This is a genomic window from Alloscardovia venturai (assembly GCF_042676605.1).
GTDB classification, from domain to species: domain Bacteria; phylum Actinomycetota; class Actinomycetes; order Actinomycetales; family Bifidobacteriaceae; genus Alloscardovia; species Alloscardovia venturai.
Genome location: NZ_JBHTHQ010000011.1, coordinates 78,453 through 93,108, shown reverse-complemented (window position 1 = coordinate 93,108; position 14,656 = coordinate 78,453). Strand labels below are relative to the sequence as shown.

Genomic DNA, 14,656 nt, shown 5'->3' with positions numbered 1-14,656 from the left:
TTAGTAAGGATGTCATCGACTGAGGAAACGGTAGTGGAAGCCTCAGGGATTGGAGCAGCATACACATGCACATCGCTCATGTCTGGATCCCACAAATAATCCGCAGCCGTGTAATCATCCACCAGTTTGAACTCGCCTAGGCTGTCTCCCAGGTTCTCACCCAAGCTACCATTAACCACGGAGCCGAGCTTGTCACCATCAAGGATGGTTTGAGTGTCTGCACCGGTGGTGTTGGTATGCTTCGCGTCAATAACGGTTGCCCATTTACCATTAGAGTATTTGACCCACGACTTATCAGGGGTAAAGTCCCACAGTTTCGGCTGATCTTTTGCAAGAACGATAACAATCAAATCAGTATTTGGTGTACTCATACCATGAGCAGCGAATGATGCGAGTGTATTAGCTGAATCAATATCATCAAACACTGTGTATTCGCTACCGCCGTGATTATATTTTCTGGTACCGTTCTGTGTCTCGTTGTTCCATGCGGATAACCATTGAGCGCCAGTTGCTTGCGCGCTAGAAGTATTGTTATATTCTGGTTTTGTGATTCCTGGTCCTGCTGTTGTTGCGGTGAAGCCTACACCCCAGATGCGGCAGTCTGCCGAACCAGTGCCACCTCGCGCAGTATACTCTGTTTCACAATCACCACGAGCCTTCGATAATGCAGCGTTAATTTGCGCTCTAGCTGCTGCTTCTCGGGTAGCCGAGCTACCGATGGCTACACCTTCTGATTGGATAGCGCGCACCACTGCTTCATTATCTGATGCGGAACCTAGGTTATCATCGGTAACCCAGAATGTATTCGATTTATATGCGCCAGATCCGCCAGTGCTTCCACCTGTCCATCCGGCACCGCCAGCGGCAAATGCGGATCCTGTCAACATTGTTGATGCGACAACGATACCAGCAAGAGCGCGATGTGAACCTTGTCGGATCTTGTCTCTCATACTTTTATGCTTAGCGAAAAGCGACATAAAAGTCTCCCTTTTTTCAAATTGCTTATTATGAAATGCGAAACCAAAAAGTTTCACATTCAGTAATGAGAAAATGAAAAAATTTTATTTTATATCAATAAAAATTTGGTATTGATAAAAATGGTTGGTTTTAGAAGTCGTCTAAAACCAACCACTATGTAAAGGGAAAATGAGTAAAGATGGAAACTATTTGCTATTAGTTACATCACCGTCACCATCTGGTGTTCCATCGGTATTCCACCCAGTACCACAGCGGTAGATATATCGACATTGATTAGGCGTTCTATGTGATTCATTATATGCTTTCCCGTCAGCAAGGTACTTATCCCAGTCGACCGCACCCGAATTCTTATTCTGTGCTGGCGCACTATAAGAAGACCCACCACGAGTACTTGAACGAGGAGCTCCCGAGCTAGTACGAGCCGCAGACTGGGAACGAGCCTGCGGAGCTGCTTGCGCCGCTGCCGCGGCCGCTGCGGCAGCGTCTGCCTGCTGCTTCGCTGCCACGCTCGCATTCACACCATCAATAGCGCCCTGGACTGGCTCAAGAACCTTATTCAACGACTCCACAGTAGCTTTCTTATCATTCAATGCGGCAGTTACAGCGTTAATCTGGTTTTGCAGGTTATCACGAGTAGCATTGTCGGCCACATTACCGTTTGACGAGTTCAGCAGATTATTCATTTCATCAAGCTTCGCCTTGACTGCGTTTTTAGTGTTTTCAAGGTCTTTCACATTCTTCGACTTGATAACATTAACTGCTGAGTTTTTCAGAGCCTTAGTGGTCTTATTAAGCTGGACAGTAACCTTATCAAGACTAGACGTGCTTGCGTTGAAAACCTGAGTGTAGGTGATAGCGCAATTCAAAGACTGCGCCTTGCGTATTTTCTTAGCCTTACCATATTCAGCAGCGAATGTGGTGTAGGTCTTAGCGTTTGCAACCTGCTCAACTGCTGTCACAGTTTTGGCAGTTTCATCAGCCAGCTTCTTAATCTTTCCATACTGTGCCCACGCTTTAGAGTACGCGCTGTTTGCCTGGATACACGCTTGAGTCTTGGAATCGCGTAAAGACTTCACACCCAGCATGCCAGAAACCAGCAAAGCCACAACCACTACAACCGTTGTAACAATGAGAATAATCTTCTTACGGTTCTTCTTGTCTGGCTTCTGGTCACCGTGACCAGAAATAGCATCTAGTCTCGTAATCTCGGTTTCTTGTTTAATAATCTGATTTTTATCCATATTAGCCATAATTATCCTTCGTCTTTCTATCTATGTTTTTACTATACAGTTTTATTTGATTCGTAAATATTCAGGTGAAAGATATATACATACTTAGTGTCATTCTAATTTTTCTTTCCTAATCTCGATGACTTTTGCTTTATACATAGTAGTGAGAATGCGATTGACAACTTTTTGATATAAAGTCAATATGCTCGTGTGTTCCCCTCAAATTGTCTTGTTTTAGAGGCGAACAGCTTCTGTAATGGCACTGCTATCAGGGAATGTGAGACTGATATATATTTGAGTGGTTTCTACACTAGCGTGGCCAAGGAGTTTAGATACTAAGAGAAGGTCGTGTGTACTTTCATATGCCTTAGTGGCATATCGATGTCTGAGACTATGTGTGGAGTATCCGTTACCAAGAAGCTGAGAGATGTGATGCGCAATATAGGATGCTTCGACGTGACCGGTCCATCTGCCAGAAAACATGTATCCATGCTGGTTGGCGATGATTTGTGCGAGATCTGGCGCGATGGGGACAGTGCGTTCTTTGCGTCCTTTACCGTGTACAAGAAGCTGGGGATGAGTATTAAGCATCATAATATCGGATGAAGATACTTGTGCTATCTCACTACGTCGTAATCCACATTCTGCTCCGAGCCTGAGCATGGCTTCATACTCCTTGTTACCTCTAACTTGGGCTAAAGCGCCACGAATGATGTAATCAGGACATGGATGAGGTATTGCGTATTCTTTACGAATTTTAGGTAACTTTACTGTTGGATTGACATCAATAATTTCTTCTTCAATCATGTATGAGTAAAACGAGCGTATTGTTGAAGAATAACCTTTGCGCGTTTCTCGTTTCCAGTCTTGGTGTGCAAAAAGCTCAACAAGTTGTTGTCCTGTAATATCTTCTGGTGGCTGATTAAGTAGGCGCGCAAGCCGACTGATTTTGTAGTAGCGGCATCTAATCGTATCTTCTGTATATCCACTTGCTTCAAGGTATTCCAGCCAATGTGTAACATATGTTTCCCAACTATTAGGGAGTAGTTTTCTTTTGATTTTTACCATAAAAACATAGACTAGAATACGTAGCGAAAAGATTTTACGTCTTGTTCCGCTACACAGTTTCAAGTCCGTTTTTTTTTACAAATACATAATATGTGATATACTATAAATGTAACTAACCGATAGGATGAAAAGGCTAGTTGGTTTTAGGAAAGAAAGATGAATAATAATGGATTTGACATTGAATCAGATTGTGACAATGAATATTCGTATGCTTTTGGCGGGTCAAAGGCGTACGCAAAATGAATTGGCGGAAGTATTAGATATGACACGACCGTCGGTCAATATGAGATTAAATGAAGCCACTCCATGGCGTGTTCCGGAAATAGAAAAGGCCGCAGAATTCTTAAAAGTAGAACCTACGACCCTATTCGTAGCGGGGCATGGATTTGAACCATGGACCTCTGGGTTATGAGCCCAGCGAGCTACCGAGCTGCTCCACCCCGCGTCGGCTTGATAAACAAGCTTTATCTAGCTTACTTGTATTACACGTATTGTCAAGCACGCGTGTCGTGAGCTTCTATACGCGACCATGTGTGACCACACATATTGCGACCACACATCGCACCTCATATCACCCCACAAAACTCAATTTTCTCGCATTATGAGCTTTCTAAGCAACATTTCTTCCTTACGAGCATAATCATTATCACTACTCAAAGGCAGCAACGATGCAAAACATCTTAGCTGCCTTTAATGATTTAAGCATGCACAGTCTGCACAGGTAGACAACCATACGCACCAATTGTGCATAAATTAAGACAGAGATTGAGAAGAAAGGATCGACTCGTGACTACGTCGACTTCTTCTGCAGCAAAAAAGTCAGGCATTAATACACCTGCCCAAGTGATTGCTGCTTCACTCGTGGGCACAACCATCGAGTTTTATGATTTTTATGTATACGCTACGGCTGCAGCTTTGGTATTTCCTCAGCTCTTCTTCCCTAAAGGAAACGACACCGTAAGCTTGCTATCATCCTTCGCTGTTTTTGGCGCCGCAATGGTAGCTCGCCCACTTGGCGCTATCTTCTTCGGGCATTTGGGCGACCGCTTAGGACGTAAGACCACTTTGGTCATTTCCCTGCTCACCATGGGTATTGCCACTTTTATCATCGGCTTCTTGCCTACCTACCAGACCATCGGTCTTTGGGCACCTTTCTTCCTTCTCATCCTTCGCCTCACCCAAGGTTTTGCCCTCGGTGGCGAATGGTCTGGCGCAGCTTTGGTCGCCACCGAAAATGCTCCAGAAAATAAGCGCGCACTCTACGGCACATTCCCACAGCTTGGTGCACCTATCGGCTTCATCGTGGCAAATGGCTTGTTCCTTATCATTAACTTCGCTCTACCTCACCCAACGAGTGCTGTACTTCAGTCGGAAGCATTCCTCGCATGGGGATGGCGTATCCCATTCTGGTTCTCAGCAATTATGGTTGCTATCGGCATGTGGGTGCGCGTGCGCTTAAACGAGTCTGAGACCTTCAAGCGCGCTGTCGAGCAAGACAAGGTCGTAAAGTCTCCTCTCGCCGACACCTTCCGTTTCCATTTCAAGGAAGTCGTACTCGGCACCTTTGCTATGCTCGCTACTTACGTGCTCTTCTACCTGACCACCACATGGGTTCTCTCTTTCGGAACCGCTACTAAAGAAAAGATGGGTCTTGGAATTCCATATACCCAATTTGTCCTTATGCAGATTGTCGGAGTGGTCTTCTTTGGCATTTTCACACTCGTAGCAGGCCCATGGGCCGATAAGATTGGCCGCAGAAAACTTCTGATTTGGGTCACTTATGCTATCGCCATTTTCGGCCTGCTTTTCCCAGTATTTCTTGACTTCCAGCATGGTACTTCTGCTATGCCTTGGCTTGTAGAAGTATTCCTCATCGTAGGTTTCATCCTTATGGGCATTACCTTTGGCCCAATGGGTGCTTTCCTCCCTGAGATGTTCCCTACGAATGTGCGCTACACCGGCTCTGCTATTGCTTACAACGTCTCCTCCATCCTTGGAGCAGCATTGGCACCAATTATTGCAGTTGCTTTGTGGAAGGCTGCAGGCGGATCAACTTGGATGGTTGGCGTTTATCTTGCAGTTGCCGCTATTCTCACTTTGATTTCCCTTTACATGTCTAAGGAAACAAAGGATGTGAACTATAATGAAGAACTTGCGTTTGAGGCAGGGTTGTAAAAACTCCTTGTAATAAATACTCACATGCAGAGCGTTCTTTAAAGAACGCAAAAGTTATAACGCTAGAGTGTAGTTGGGGATTTTCCGACTACACTCTTTTACATTTACACCATTCCCGTCTTAAACATAAATTATGCCATGCGCTATTCTTACCTCTCTGGCAGAATACGACAAGTATTGTAGACATTATGTTTAACAATGATTTTCACCATAACGTACTTGAACGTCACAGTGTCAAAAAGTATGACCCACAAGTAAAAATTTCCCGCGAAGAGATACTTGACATGCTTAACGAAGCAGTCACAGCACCATCAGCTTTTAACCTTCAGCCATGGAAATTCGTAGTCGTAGACACCGACGAAGGCAAGGCGAAGATTCACGACTATGTCCAGCTCAATGCCCAAAAGACCGATACCGCATCTGCAACCATCTTCATTTTCAATGATCTCGAAGCAGCTCAGCACACCGATTCCATCTATGAACAGGCTGTCACTGAGGGGCACATGCCACAAGAAGTAGCTCAACAGGTAACTTCCTACATTCACAATGTTATAGACCCTATACCAGCTGAACGCATGGCTTACATCTCCCGAGTAGATACCGGACTCGTAGCGATGCAGCTCATGACCGTCGCGCGCGAGCATGGCTACGACACTAACCCTATGACCGGTTTCGACTGGGCAAAGATGCCAGAAGTACTAGGCATCGACCCTCAACGCTACTCTTCTGCACTTATGATGACTATCGGAAAAGCAGCCGAAGAGCCTCATACTTCCCCACGAATCCCAGCAGAAAACATTACAGACTTTCGATAAACCCATGAAAATCTTCATATTATTTCTTAAATTGGAGGTTTTCACAAAAAGAGTTCCCTTAAAGTTCTCTGCAAAGCTCGAAGCCACGTCTACCAAACTCAGACGTGGCTTTCTTGTATTTTACTATAAAAGTACTTAAAACCCTTGAAATATCAAGGGTAATTGGACGACGTAACCGACAAGTGAGACATTTAAATCTTTATGTTAAGTACATCACACGTGTGTCGCAGCACTCATCAATATTTAGTGGATAACCATCATAATCTCGATTTTTTATCCCCAACAACACACCGCAAATTGAGCCAAACTATAAAGTTATCCACATTTACCCACACCACTCTCAACCACTATATATAGTATTTCATTAAATTTTTACATCAATATTTAGGTCTTACGGTGCTACTAGAAATATATATCAGTCGCGCAACACGTACATTCGTGCAGCGCATCCGTGACAGACGAAAGCGACAGAACATGACACCTACAACTGCATTAGCCGAAGCACCGGTAACTTCTACAGAGATTAGGGTAGAGAAGCGTGACGGCCGTATCGTTCCATTCGACAGAATGAACATCAAGCATGCTATGGAAGCTGCTTTTAAAGCTGTGGGCGAAGAGATTGACTCCGTCAACGAGCGCCACATCGACGAGATGACTTCTTACGTAGAAAGCGCTATTACTGGTCGCTACAACGGAAACGTACGCATCGACGATATCCAGAACGCTGTCGAGCACACGCTCATTAATAATCACCTCTACGATATTGCTGAAGCATACACATCATGGCGTTTAAACAAGGACATTGCACGCGCTAAGGCGAGTGATATCAACGAGGCTATCAAGAAGTTTGTCAACCGTGATGAAACCATCATGAATGAGAACGCAAACAAAGATGCGAACGTTTACGCCACACAACGCGACCTTCTTGCAGGCACAGTTTCTAAGGCGAGCGCGATGAGTATGCTCCCTCCCGAAGTTGCAAATGCTCATATTAAGGGCGATATTCACTTCCATGATGCGGATTACAGTCCATTCACTCCTATGACAAACTGCTCGTTGCCAGATTTTGGCAACATGCTTGCCCAAGGCTTTGAGCTCGGTAACGCGATGATGGACTCACCTAAGTCCATTGGCACCGCTGCAACTCAGATTACCCAGATTATCAAGGACATCGCTGGATCTCAGTACGGTGGTCAGACAGTGAACCGTGCAGACGAGATGCTTGCACGTTATGCTCGGCTTGATTATGACAAGAACCTCGAGATGGCTCGTACTATCTTCCCGGACGGTGAGCCTATCGATGTAGCTCAGCGTGCTATTTCAGCATTTAAGGAACGTGAAGCAGCTTGGTTGCACTTCGAGAATCGTGAACCACTCCCTATGGATACCCCATTCCACGACGATATTGATGAGCTGGAAAAGGTACGTGAAGTTTACGCAAAGATTCTCACTCGCAAGAACATCTACGATGCGATGCAGACCATGGAGTATCAGATTAACTCGAACCGCATTAGCAACGGTCAGACTCCATTTGTAACCGTTGGATTTGGACTTGGGCAGGATTGGTTTGCACGCGAAATTCAGCGCGCTATTCTTTTGATTCGTATCCGTGGTTTGGGTAAGGACCGTCATACCGCTATCTTCCCTAAGCTTGTTTTCACTGTTAAGAACGGTGTCAACGCTAAAGAGGGTGAACCTAACTACGATATGAAGCAGCTCGCTCTTGAGTGTGCTACGAAGCGCATGTATCCTGATGTCGTCTTCTACGAAAACATTGTAAAGATTACTGGTTCCTTTAAGGCGCCTATGGGGTGCCGCTCCTTCCTCAATGGGTGGACCGATCCAAACACTGGCGAAGATGTGGCAGACTCACGTCTCAACCTTGGTGTAGTAACCGTCAATATTCCGCGTATTGCTCTTGAATCTCATGGCAAAAAGGAACGTTTCTGGAAACTCTTCGATCAGCGTATGGAAGTAGCACATGAGGCTTTGCAGTTCCGTATCAAGCGTTGCAAGGAAGCTACTCCTATCAACGCCCCTACTCTCTTCATGTATGGCGCATTTGGCCGCTTGAAGCCTGGCGATAATGTAGATCAGCTCTTTAACAATTCACGCGCTACTGTATCCCTTGGCTACATTGGTCTCTACGAGACAGTCGCCATGTTCTATGGTAAAGATTGGATGAAAGACCATTCATGGGATGAGGATGGCAAAGAGTTTGCTCTCGAAATCGTCCGCCGTATGCACGACTTGTGTGTGCAGTGGGATAAGGCTGAAGGCTACCACTACTCTGTATACTCCACTCCTGCTGAGTCTTTGACTGATCGTTTCGCACGTTTGGATAAGGAACAGTTCGGCGTTGTCGATGGCGTGACAGACCACGACTTCTATACCAACTCTTTCCACTACCCAGTATGGCTCCGCCCAACGCCTATGGAAAAGCTCTCCTACGAGCGCGATTTCCCATACCTCGCTAACGGCGGATTCATCAACTATTGCGAGTTCCCAAGCCTTCAGTCCAATCCTAAGGCACTTGAAGCTGTATGGGACTACGCGCATGAGATAGGCATCGGTTACTTAGGTACAAATACACCAATTGATCACTGCTTCGAGTGTGGTTTCGAAGGTGATTTCGAGCCGACAGAGACTGGTTTCAAGTGCCCAGAGTGTGGCAATAGCGATCCTAATAAGTGCAACGTCACAAAGCGCACCTGCGGATACCTTGGAAATCCTGTTCAGCGCCCAATGGCTCATGGTCGTCATGAAGAGATTGCCCACCGTGTCAAGCATATGGCAGGCGAGACTGGTCATGTCACATTGAAGGACGGCACAGTCCGCGAATGGTGGGATGACGCGCAGTAAGCTCTAATCAGAAAGTACATTTGTGCATAGAGAGCTTGGAGTATTTATCGTAATCCAAGCTCTCTTGTTCTAGTTTGTGCTTTACGGCTCTTATAAATTTATAAGTATGAAAGAAAAGTAAGAAAAAACAAGGTACCTTTGCTGTGACTGATGACTTTATAAAAACTGGTAGAGCACCTCACCCACGCACCAGCGCACACCGCGACTTCGCAGCGCATGAGACTCACCGAGGCCCTTCTATTCCTACAGAGCTCGCAAACAACCCTAAGGCAGGGCAGTGGGATGGTAGAAAACTCACGCGGAATATGGTCGCTGACTATAAGCGTAATATCGTGACCGATGGCGAAGGGATTCGTTGCTCTCTCTATGTCAGCGGATGCCCTTTCCACTGTCATGAGTGCTATAACTCATCCATTTGGGATTTCCAAGCGGGACATGAGTACACCCTAGAACTTGAAAATGCCATCATAGAAGATATGCGCCATGATTATATTCAGGGTCTGACGCTTCTTGGCGGCGAGCCACTCTTAAATACTCCTATGCTCCTGCAGCTTACTAACCGTTTTCGTGCAGAGTTTGGAGATAGCAAAGATATCTGGTGCTGGACTGGCTATACGTGGGAGGAGCTCATGCGAGACGGTGAGACTACAGATAAACTAGAGCTTCTCCACAACATTGATGTACTCGTCGATGGACGCTATATCAGCACTCTGCATGATTCATTATTACAGTTCAGAGGCTCTTCAAACCAGCGTATCCTCGATGTGAAGAAAAGTTTCGAAGAAGGACGCCCTATTGTATGGGGGAGGCTTCACGACCAAGAACGTTTTATCCCAGAGATTTATGGCAAAAATCGCGCAGCCTCAGAAGATGCGAGTGAGAATGCATAATAGACAGACAATCTAGCCGTCGAAAAAATTAGGTGGTGAAAACTTTACAACGTTTTCACCACCTAATTTTATATCATCGTTTCACGCTCTAGACGCTCAACGCGATATTCACTACTCTACACGACATAGTATTCGCTGCACTCGTATGTCTTAGTGCTTCAAATCAATGACCATACGTCCGCGAATCTTACCAGAAGCCATCTCGTCGAAGATGTCATTGATGTCTTCCATTGGACGTGACTGGCACTGTGGCACGACCTTACCTTCAGCACCAAACTGGAATGCTTCTTCAAGATCCTTACGAGTGCCTACGAGGGAACCAACTACACGAATGCCATCAAGAACGAGACGAGGAATGGCCAAATCCATAGATTCTGTAGGCAAACCGACAGCTGCCAGAGTGCCACCAGCACGCAAAGCATCAACAGCACCGTTGAATGCGCTCTTACCTACTGCAGTGACGACAGCACCATGTGCACCACCACATTCACGCTGCACTACTTCGCCTACGTCCTCCTTCAATGGGTTAATAGTCATATCTGCGCCAAACTTACGCGCAAACTCGAGCTGCTCATCATTAATGTCGACAGCGATAACCTTAGCCTGGAAAACATTCTTCGCATACTGCAATGCGAGGTTTCCCAAGCCACCAAGGCCAGAAATCAAGAGCCATTCACCTGGATGTACACCAGACTCCTTGATTGCCTTGTACGTAGTAACACCTGCACATGTGATGGAAGAAGCAGCCATAGAGTCAAGTCCCTCTGGAACCTTGACCGCATAATCTGCAGGAACAATGCACTCCTGAGCCATACCACCATCAGCAGTGTAGCCAGCATTGAGCACCTCGCGACACAAAGTCTCACGACCAGTAGTGCAGTATTCACAGTGACCACACCCTTGGAAGAACCACGCCACAGATACGCGGTCACCAATCTTCAAAGTCGTCACGCCCTCTGCGACTTCCTTGACGACACCAATGCCCTCATGCCCAAGAATAACGCCAGTCTTATCACCGAAATCCTGATGCATCACGTGCATATCAGTATGGCACACACCGCAGCATTCCATATCAAGCAATGCTTCACCATAACGCAATGGGCGCAGTTCCTTATCGACTACAGCAGCTTTCTTATCTTTAGTGGCAACAATTGCCTTCATAACAACTCCTTCATTGAAACGTCGTCAAACACCAGCGTTCGATGACTTTTAACATTCTACACTCAAATTTTCACTTTATAGAACCAAAGCCACGCAAACCGAACAAAATCCTTGTGATTTATGACGTGTCGCGAGGCTCTGGCTCTTTTAAATTTGTGTAGCTTTGCTTGCCTTCTACTCGCCTCTTACTTCTACTCCCTGCGAGATTTGTTCATCTTGGACCGAAGACCACCCAAAGTCATCAGAGTAATCACTCCAAAACCCGCAAATGCAGCAAGAGCCGACGCTACTGATACGACATTAGTACCTGTCTGGGCAAGGTTATTCTTCGGCGTAGCCGGAGGTGGAGTCTGTACATGCGTTTCTTCACCCTCAACTCCGAGCCCATGGGAAGCAAGAATCTCTCCCCTCGCATTCCACAAGGTAGCTTTCCAGTATACTGTCCCGCTATTGTCAGTTTTTACTTCAGGGCTTGTTACTTTGTAGCTACCATCTTTCTGCTTCATGTCAGCAGTGATACGCACATGACGTTCATGAGTGAGATATCTCGTCGTTCCCATCATTTCAGAGTTTTCCACGGCATCATACGCAGTGAAAGTAACAAAAGCCCCTTCCTTTATACTGCCCGTTACAACTGCTACATCATTAAATTTTTCGCCTTTATCGACGTGGGAATTGCTGACATGCGTCACAATCCGCGCATTATTCGGAGTCGCTTCCTGCGTAACCTGAGTGCACTCCCACTCGTCATTCCACGGACTGTCCACAGAATCTACTCGCGAATCCCCCGCAAAGTGATAGACAAACGCATAGTAGCCAGGAGCCTCCGCATTGATATGGACAGGATTGTCATGCCCATCAGGCTTCCCACCGCCGACATAAATCGTGCCATTGACAGCCTTAAAGTCCCACGTGCCTACGAGTTTGTGGTCAGTATCATCGTGTGGAGCCTCGGCACGGTCAGGCTTATTTTTGGACCAATAGACACTGACCTGAGCAAACTCAAGATCTGGTTTCCACAGCATTCCTGGAGTGCCTTTATATATACCATGATCATCCGGATACCCTGCTACAGTAATGCGATCGCTGAGTGTCGTTCCTACAATCGCATGATGCTCCGTCACGACAGAGTCAACGCTAAGTTTTTGCGCTGTTGAGTAGCTTTCCAACGGATCCAAAAGTCCAGAAATAGCATCATGGTCTATCCATTCTTGCATTTCAGGTGTCTGATCTGACTTCTTTATAACCCACACCCAACTTGCAAAATTATCTTTACTCCGATTATAGGGAAGGTTTTGATTCCCTAATGTACGCGCACTGACCGTGTAGTCGGTATCAATTTCTGAAATTGTAGTCTGTGCCACAGCTTTGCGTTTGAGGTGGAGTGAATCAAGCCTAGAAAGGTAACTATCGGCAGTATCACTCTTCTTGACCTGAGCCTCCTGTGATGTAAGCAGCGCTTGCATATCCTGTGCCGTCATATCAGCGTAAAGATAGCCTGTTGCTTTGAAACTTATTCCCTTTTCCCACAAAGCTTTATTTCGTACAGTTAACTGCACATGGTCTTCTGGGACGACACCTTCCTTCAAGACAGCAGTAGGAGTTTTCGTCTGTATTGTCGGTTGGAACGACTTTTTAACATCAAACTTTACCGCCGTCATTCTTGCTTGGGTCATATCACCAAGTCGGATGAAATCTTGACGAGAGTCAAGAGAGTCTAAGGTTCCTACGTCAACACTCACATCTGCGCTGACCTCACCTTGTCCCGCGGCTACCCAGTCAAAATCCTGAGGTGTATTGCTTGAAGTCATTTGAATATTCTGCGTCCCTGTAGACACGAACTTTGCAGGGCCATTGAGAGTAACTGTCGCTTTGACACCGGATACCGTCTGCTTCTGCGCATTAACGAGCTGGATACTGACCTTGCCCTTACGCTTTTCTAGGGCATAAGACACTGTAGCTGTAGCACTTTCAACGGCATGCGACGTGCCCTCATCCCAGAGCTGATTCACGCGCTGCTCTAGTCCAGGAATGTTCTGTTTCAAATAGTCACGATGCGGTATCCACTTCGCATCGCGAGTCTGGTCGCTCTCAAAGTAATCATGCACAAGATAACCCAGAGCAGCTTGAGTTAAAGCATCGTTACTTGACCGATAGTGATTAAGAAGATATGCCATAGACCTAGTTTGAGGCGTGTCTGGTAATCGTACAGAATTAGTAAAAGTCAAAGTTGAGTCAATTCCCCACTGCTTACAGTACACATAGTCACCTTGGGAAGTGACAGCTATGACACCGAGCCATAATTCCGGCTCTTGCGGCGCATGTAAAGATAGCGATGGACTAGCCGCAGTAAGAGTGCCCGAGGAACTCTTCGCAAAGGCTTTCGGCACATGCATGCCAATAATTGGCATAGCACATACAGCAACTATGGCAATCAAAGCTGCACACCACCGCACAGCATGTCGTACTCGTCGTCTCATCATGAAAGTTTCCTTTCTCTTTTGTCCCGTTTTATCTCGTTGACGATAAACGAATGAGTACTTCAAGCGTGCAGCAAAGTGTACGTTCCTAGAAACTTACAGAATAAATGTGTACCGATGTGGATAACCGTGGCGCATGAAACATACATATACTGCGTGTACGAAATGCGAGAGCGCACAGCGTACAGTGCGTCTTATACTGAGTGACAAGTAAGCTAAAGAACTAATACGTTTGAATACAAGCGTAAATGACCCTTCTCCAAGGAGAAATAATGGCAGAAACATTTAACGTTCTCGTTGAGATCCCACGCGGCTCAAAGAACAAATACGAAGTAGACCACGAAACCGGTCGTATCATGCTCGACCGTACCCTCTTCACTTCTATGGGCTACCCAGATGATTATGGTTACATCGAAGGCACCCTCGGCGAAGATGGTGATCCACTCGATGCTCTCGTAATGATTCCAAATTCAGTATTCCCTGGCTGCATCGTAGAGTGCCGAGCAGTGGGACTTTATCACATGGTTGATGAAGCTGGCGGCGACGATAAGGTTCTGTGTGTACCAGCAGATCCACGCTTTGACGATATCAAAGATATTGATGATGTCAACGAATTCCACAAGAAGGAAATCGAGCACTTCTTCAATCAGTACAAGGCTCTTGAACCAGGTAAGGAAGTTCTCCCAGGATCTTACTGGACTTCTGTAGACAAGGCTGAGGAAGAAATCGTAGCTGCTCGCAAGCGTCTTGCGGATGCCAAATAATCAAGCACAGTAAGCGGAATATAGACAATGACAATATAGACAAGCAGATGGGCGATAATGAGTTTTGCAAAATTGTGATGTAATTTTGTAAGATTTAAGTCACGTCTCTTTCTCTTTATTTTCTATCTACTTTTCGCTGCTTAAAGTTTAGGGTTTTCTCAAAAACGTACTTCCCTGTGCGTTAGCGAGAAAGCCCTTTATCGTATTAAGCCACATAAACTATGCACAAGAGAG

At 46.0% G+C, this 14,656-nt stretch carries 10 protein-coding genes, 1 tRNA gene and 1 pseudogene; 6 read left to right on the top strand and 6 right to left on the bottom strand.

The genetic code is table 11. The annotated features are described in order from the left end of the window. The 3 genes and pseudogenes from ACFQY8_RS01665 to ACFQY8_RS01655 form a co-directional block, all read right to left on the bottom strand. Positions 1-950 (bottom strand): annotated as a pseudogene (locus tag ACFQY8_RS01665) (LPXTG cell wall anchor domain-containing protein); the annotation flags it as partial. Between the two features lie 213 nt (positions 951-1,163). Then, positions 1,164-2,228 (bottom strand): hypothetical protein, encoded by a 1,065-nt coding sequence (locus ACFQY8_RS01660; protein WP_377937974.1) that lies wholly within the window; start codon positions 2,226-2,228, stop codon positions 1,164-1,166. Between the two features lie 213 nt (positions 2,229-2,441). Further along, a complete protein-coding gene (locus ACFQY8_RS01655) occupies positions 2,442-3,275 on the bottom strand; it encodes a tyrosine-type recombinase/integrase (RefSeq protein WP_377937972.1) in 834 nt (277 codons plus the stop codon). 166 nt (positions 3,276-3,441) lie between these two features. Between ACFQY8_RS01655 and ACFQY8_RS01650 the strand changes: the two genes are divergently transcribed. Beyond that, entirely contained in the window at positions 3,442-3,687 is a 246-nt protein-coding gene (locus tag ACFQY8_RS01650) for a helix-turn-helix domain-containing protein (protein ID WP_226988350.1), read from the top strand. On the opposite strand, the gene ACFQY8_RS01645 is transcribed toward ACFQY8_RS01650, so the two are convergent. Then, a tRNA-Met gene (locus ACFQY8_RS01645) sits at positions 3,647-3,720 on the bottom strand. The genes ACFQY8_RS01650 and ACFQY8_RS01645 overlap by 41 nt on opposite strands. Positions 3,721-4,061: 341 nt before the next feature. Here ACFQY8_RS01645 and ACFQY8_RS01640 point away from each other — a divergent pair. The 4 genes from ACFQY8_RS01640 to nrdG all read left to right on the top strand — a co-directional run bounded on the left by ACFQY8_RS01640 (position 4,062) and on the right by nrdG (position 10,017). Next, a complete protein-coding gene (locus tag ACFQY8_RS01640) occupies positions 4,062-5,450 on the top strand; it encodes an MFS transporter (protein WP_377937970.1) in 1,389 nt (462 codons plus the stop codon). A 188-nt stretch (positions 5,451-5,638) separates the two neighbouring features. Beyond that, positions 5,639-6,265 (top strand): nitroreductase family protein, encoded by a 627-nt coding sequence (locus ACFQY8_RS01635; RefSeq protein ID WP_377937968.1) that lies wholly within the window; start codon positions 5,639-5,641, stop codon positions 6,263-6,265. Between the two features lie 474 nt (positions 6,266-6,739). Continuing rightward, positions 6,740-9,127, top strand: a complete 2,388-nt coding sequence (gene nrdD, locus ACFQY8_RS01630; RefSeq protein ID WP_377937967.1) for an anaerobic ribonucleoside-triphosphate reductase — start codon at positions 6,740-6,742, stop codon at positions 9,125-9,127. A 143-nt stretch (positions 9,128-9,270) separates the two neighbouring features. Then, positions 9,271-10,017, top strand: coding sequence for an anaerobic ribonucleoside-triphosphate reductase activating protein (nrdG, locus tag ACFQY8_RS01625; protein WP_377937965.1), 747 nt, complete (start codon positions 9,271-9,273; stop codon positions 10,015-10,017). A gap of 150 nt (positions 10,018-10,167) precedes the next feature. Here the strand turns inward: nrdG and adhP are convergent, their stop codons facing one another. Continuing rightward, positions 10,168-11,178, bottom strand: coding sequence for an alcohol dehydrogenase AdhP (gene adhP / locus ACFQY8_RS01620; RefSeq protein WP_377937963.1), 1,011 nt, complete (start codon positions 11,176-11,178; stop codon positions 10,168-10,170). Between the two features lie 191 nt (positions 11,179-11,369). Next, on the bottom strand, positions 11,370-13,661 hold the full coding sequence (locus ACFQY8_RS01615) for a hypothetical protein (RefSeq protein WP_377937961.1): 2,292 nt from the start codon (positions 13,659-13,661) through the stop codon (positions 11,370-11,372). Positions 13,662-13,930: 269 nt separating this feature from the next. Between ACFQY8_RS01615 and ACFQY8_RS01610 the strand changes: the two genes are divergently transcribed. Continuing rightward, positions 13,931-14,422: an inorganic diphosphatase gene (locus ACFQY8_RS01610; RefSeq protein WP_377937959.1), complete on the top strand. Its 492-nt coding sequence runs from the start codon at positions 13,931-13,933 to the stop codon at positions 14,420-14,422. Positions 14,423-14,656 lie beyond the last annotated feature (234 nt).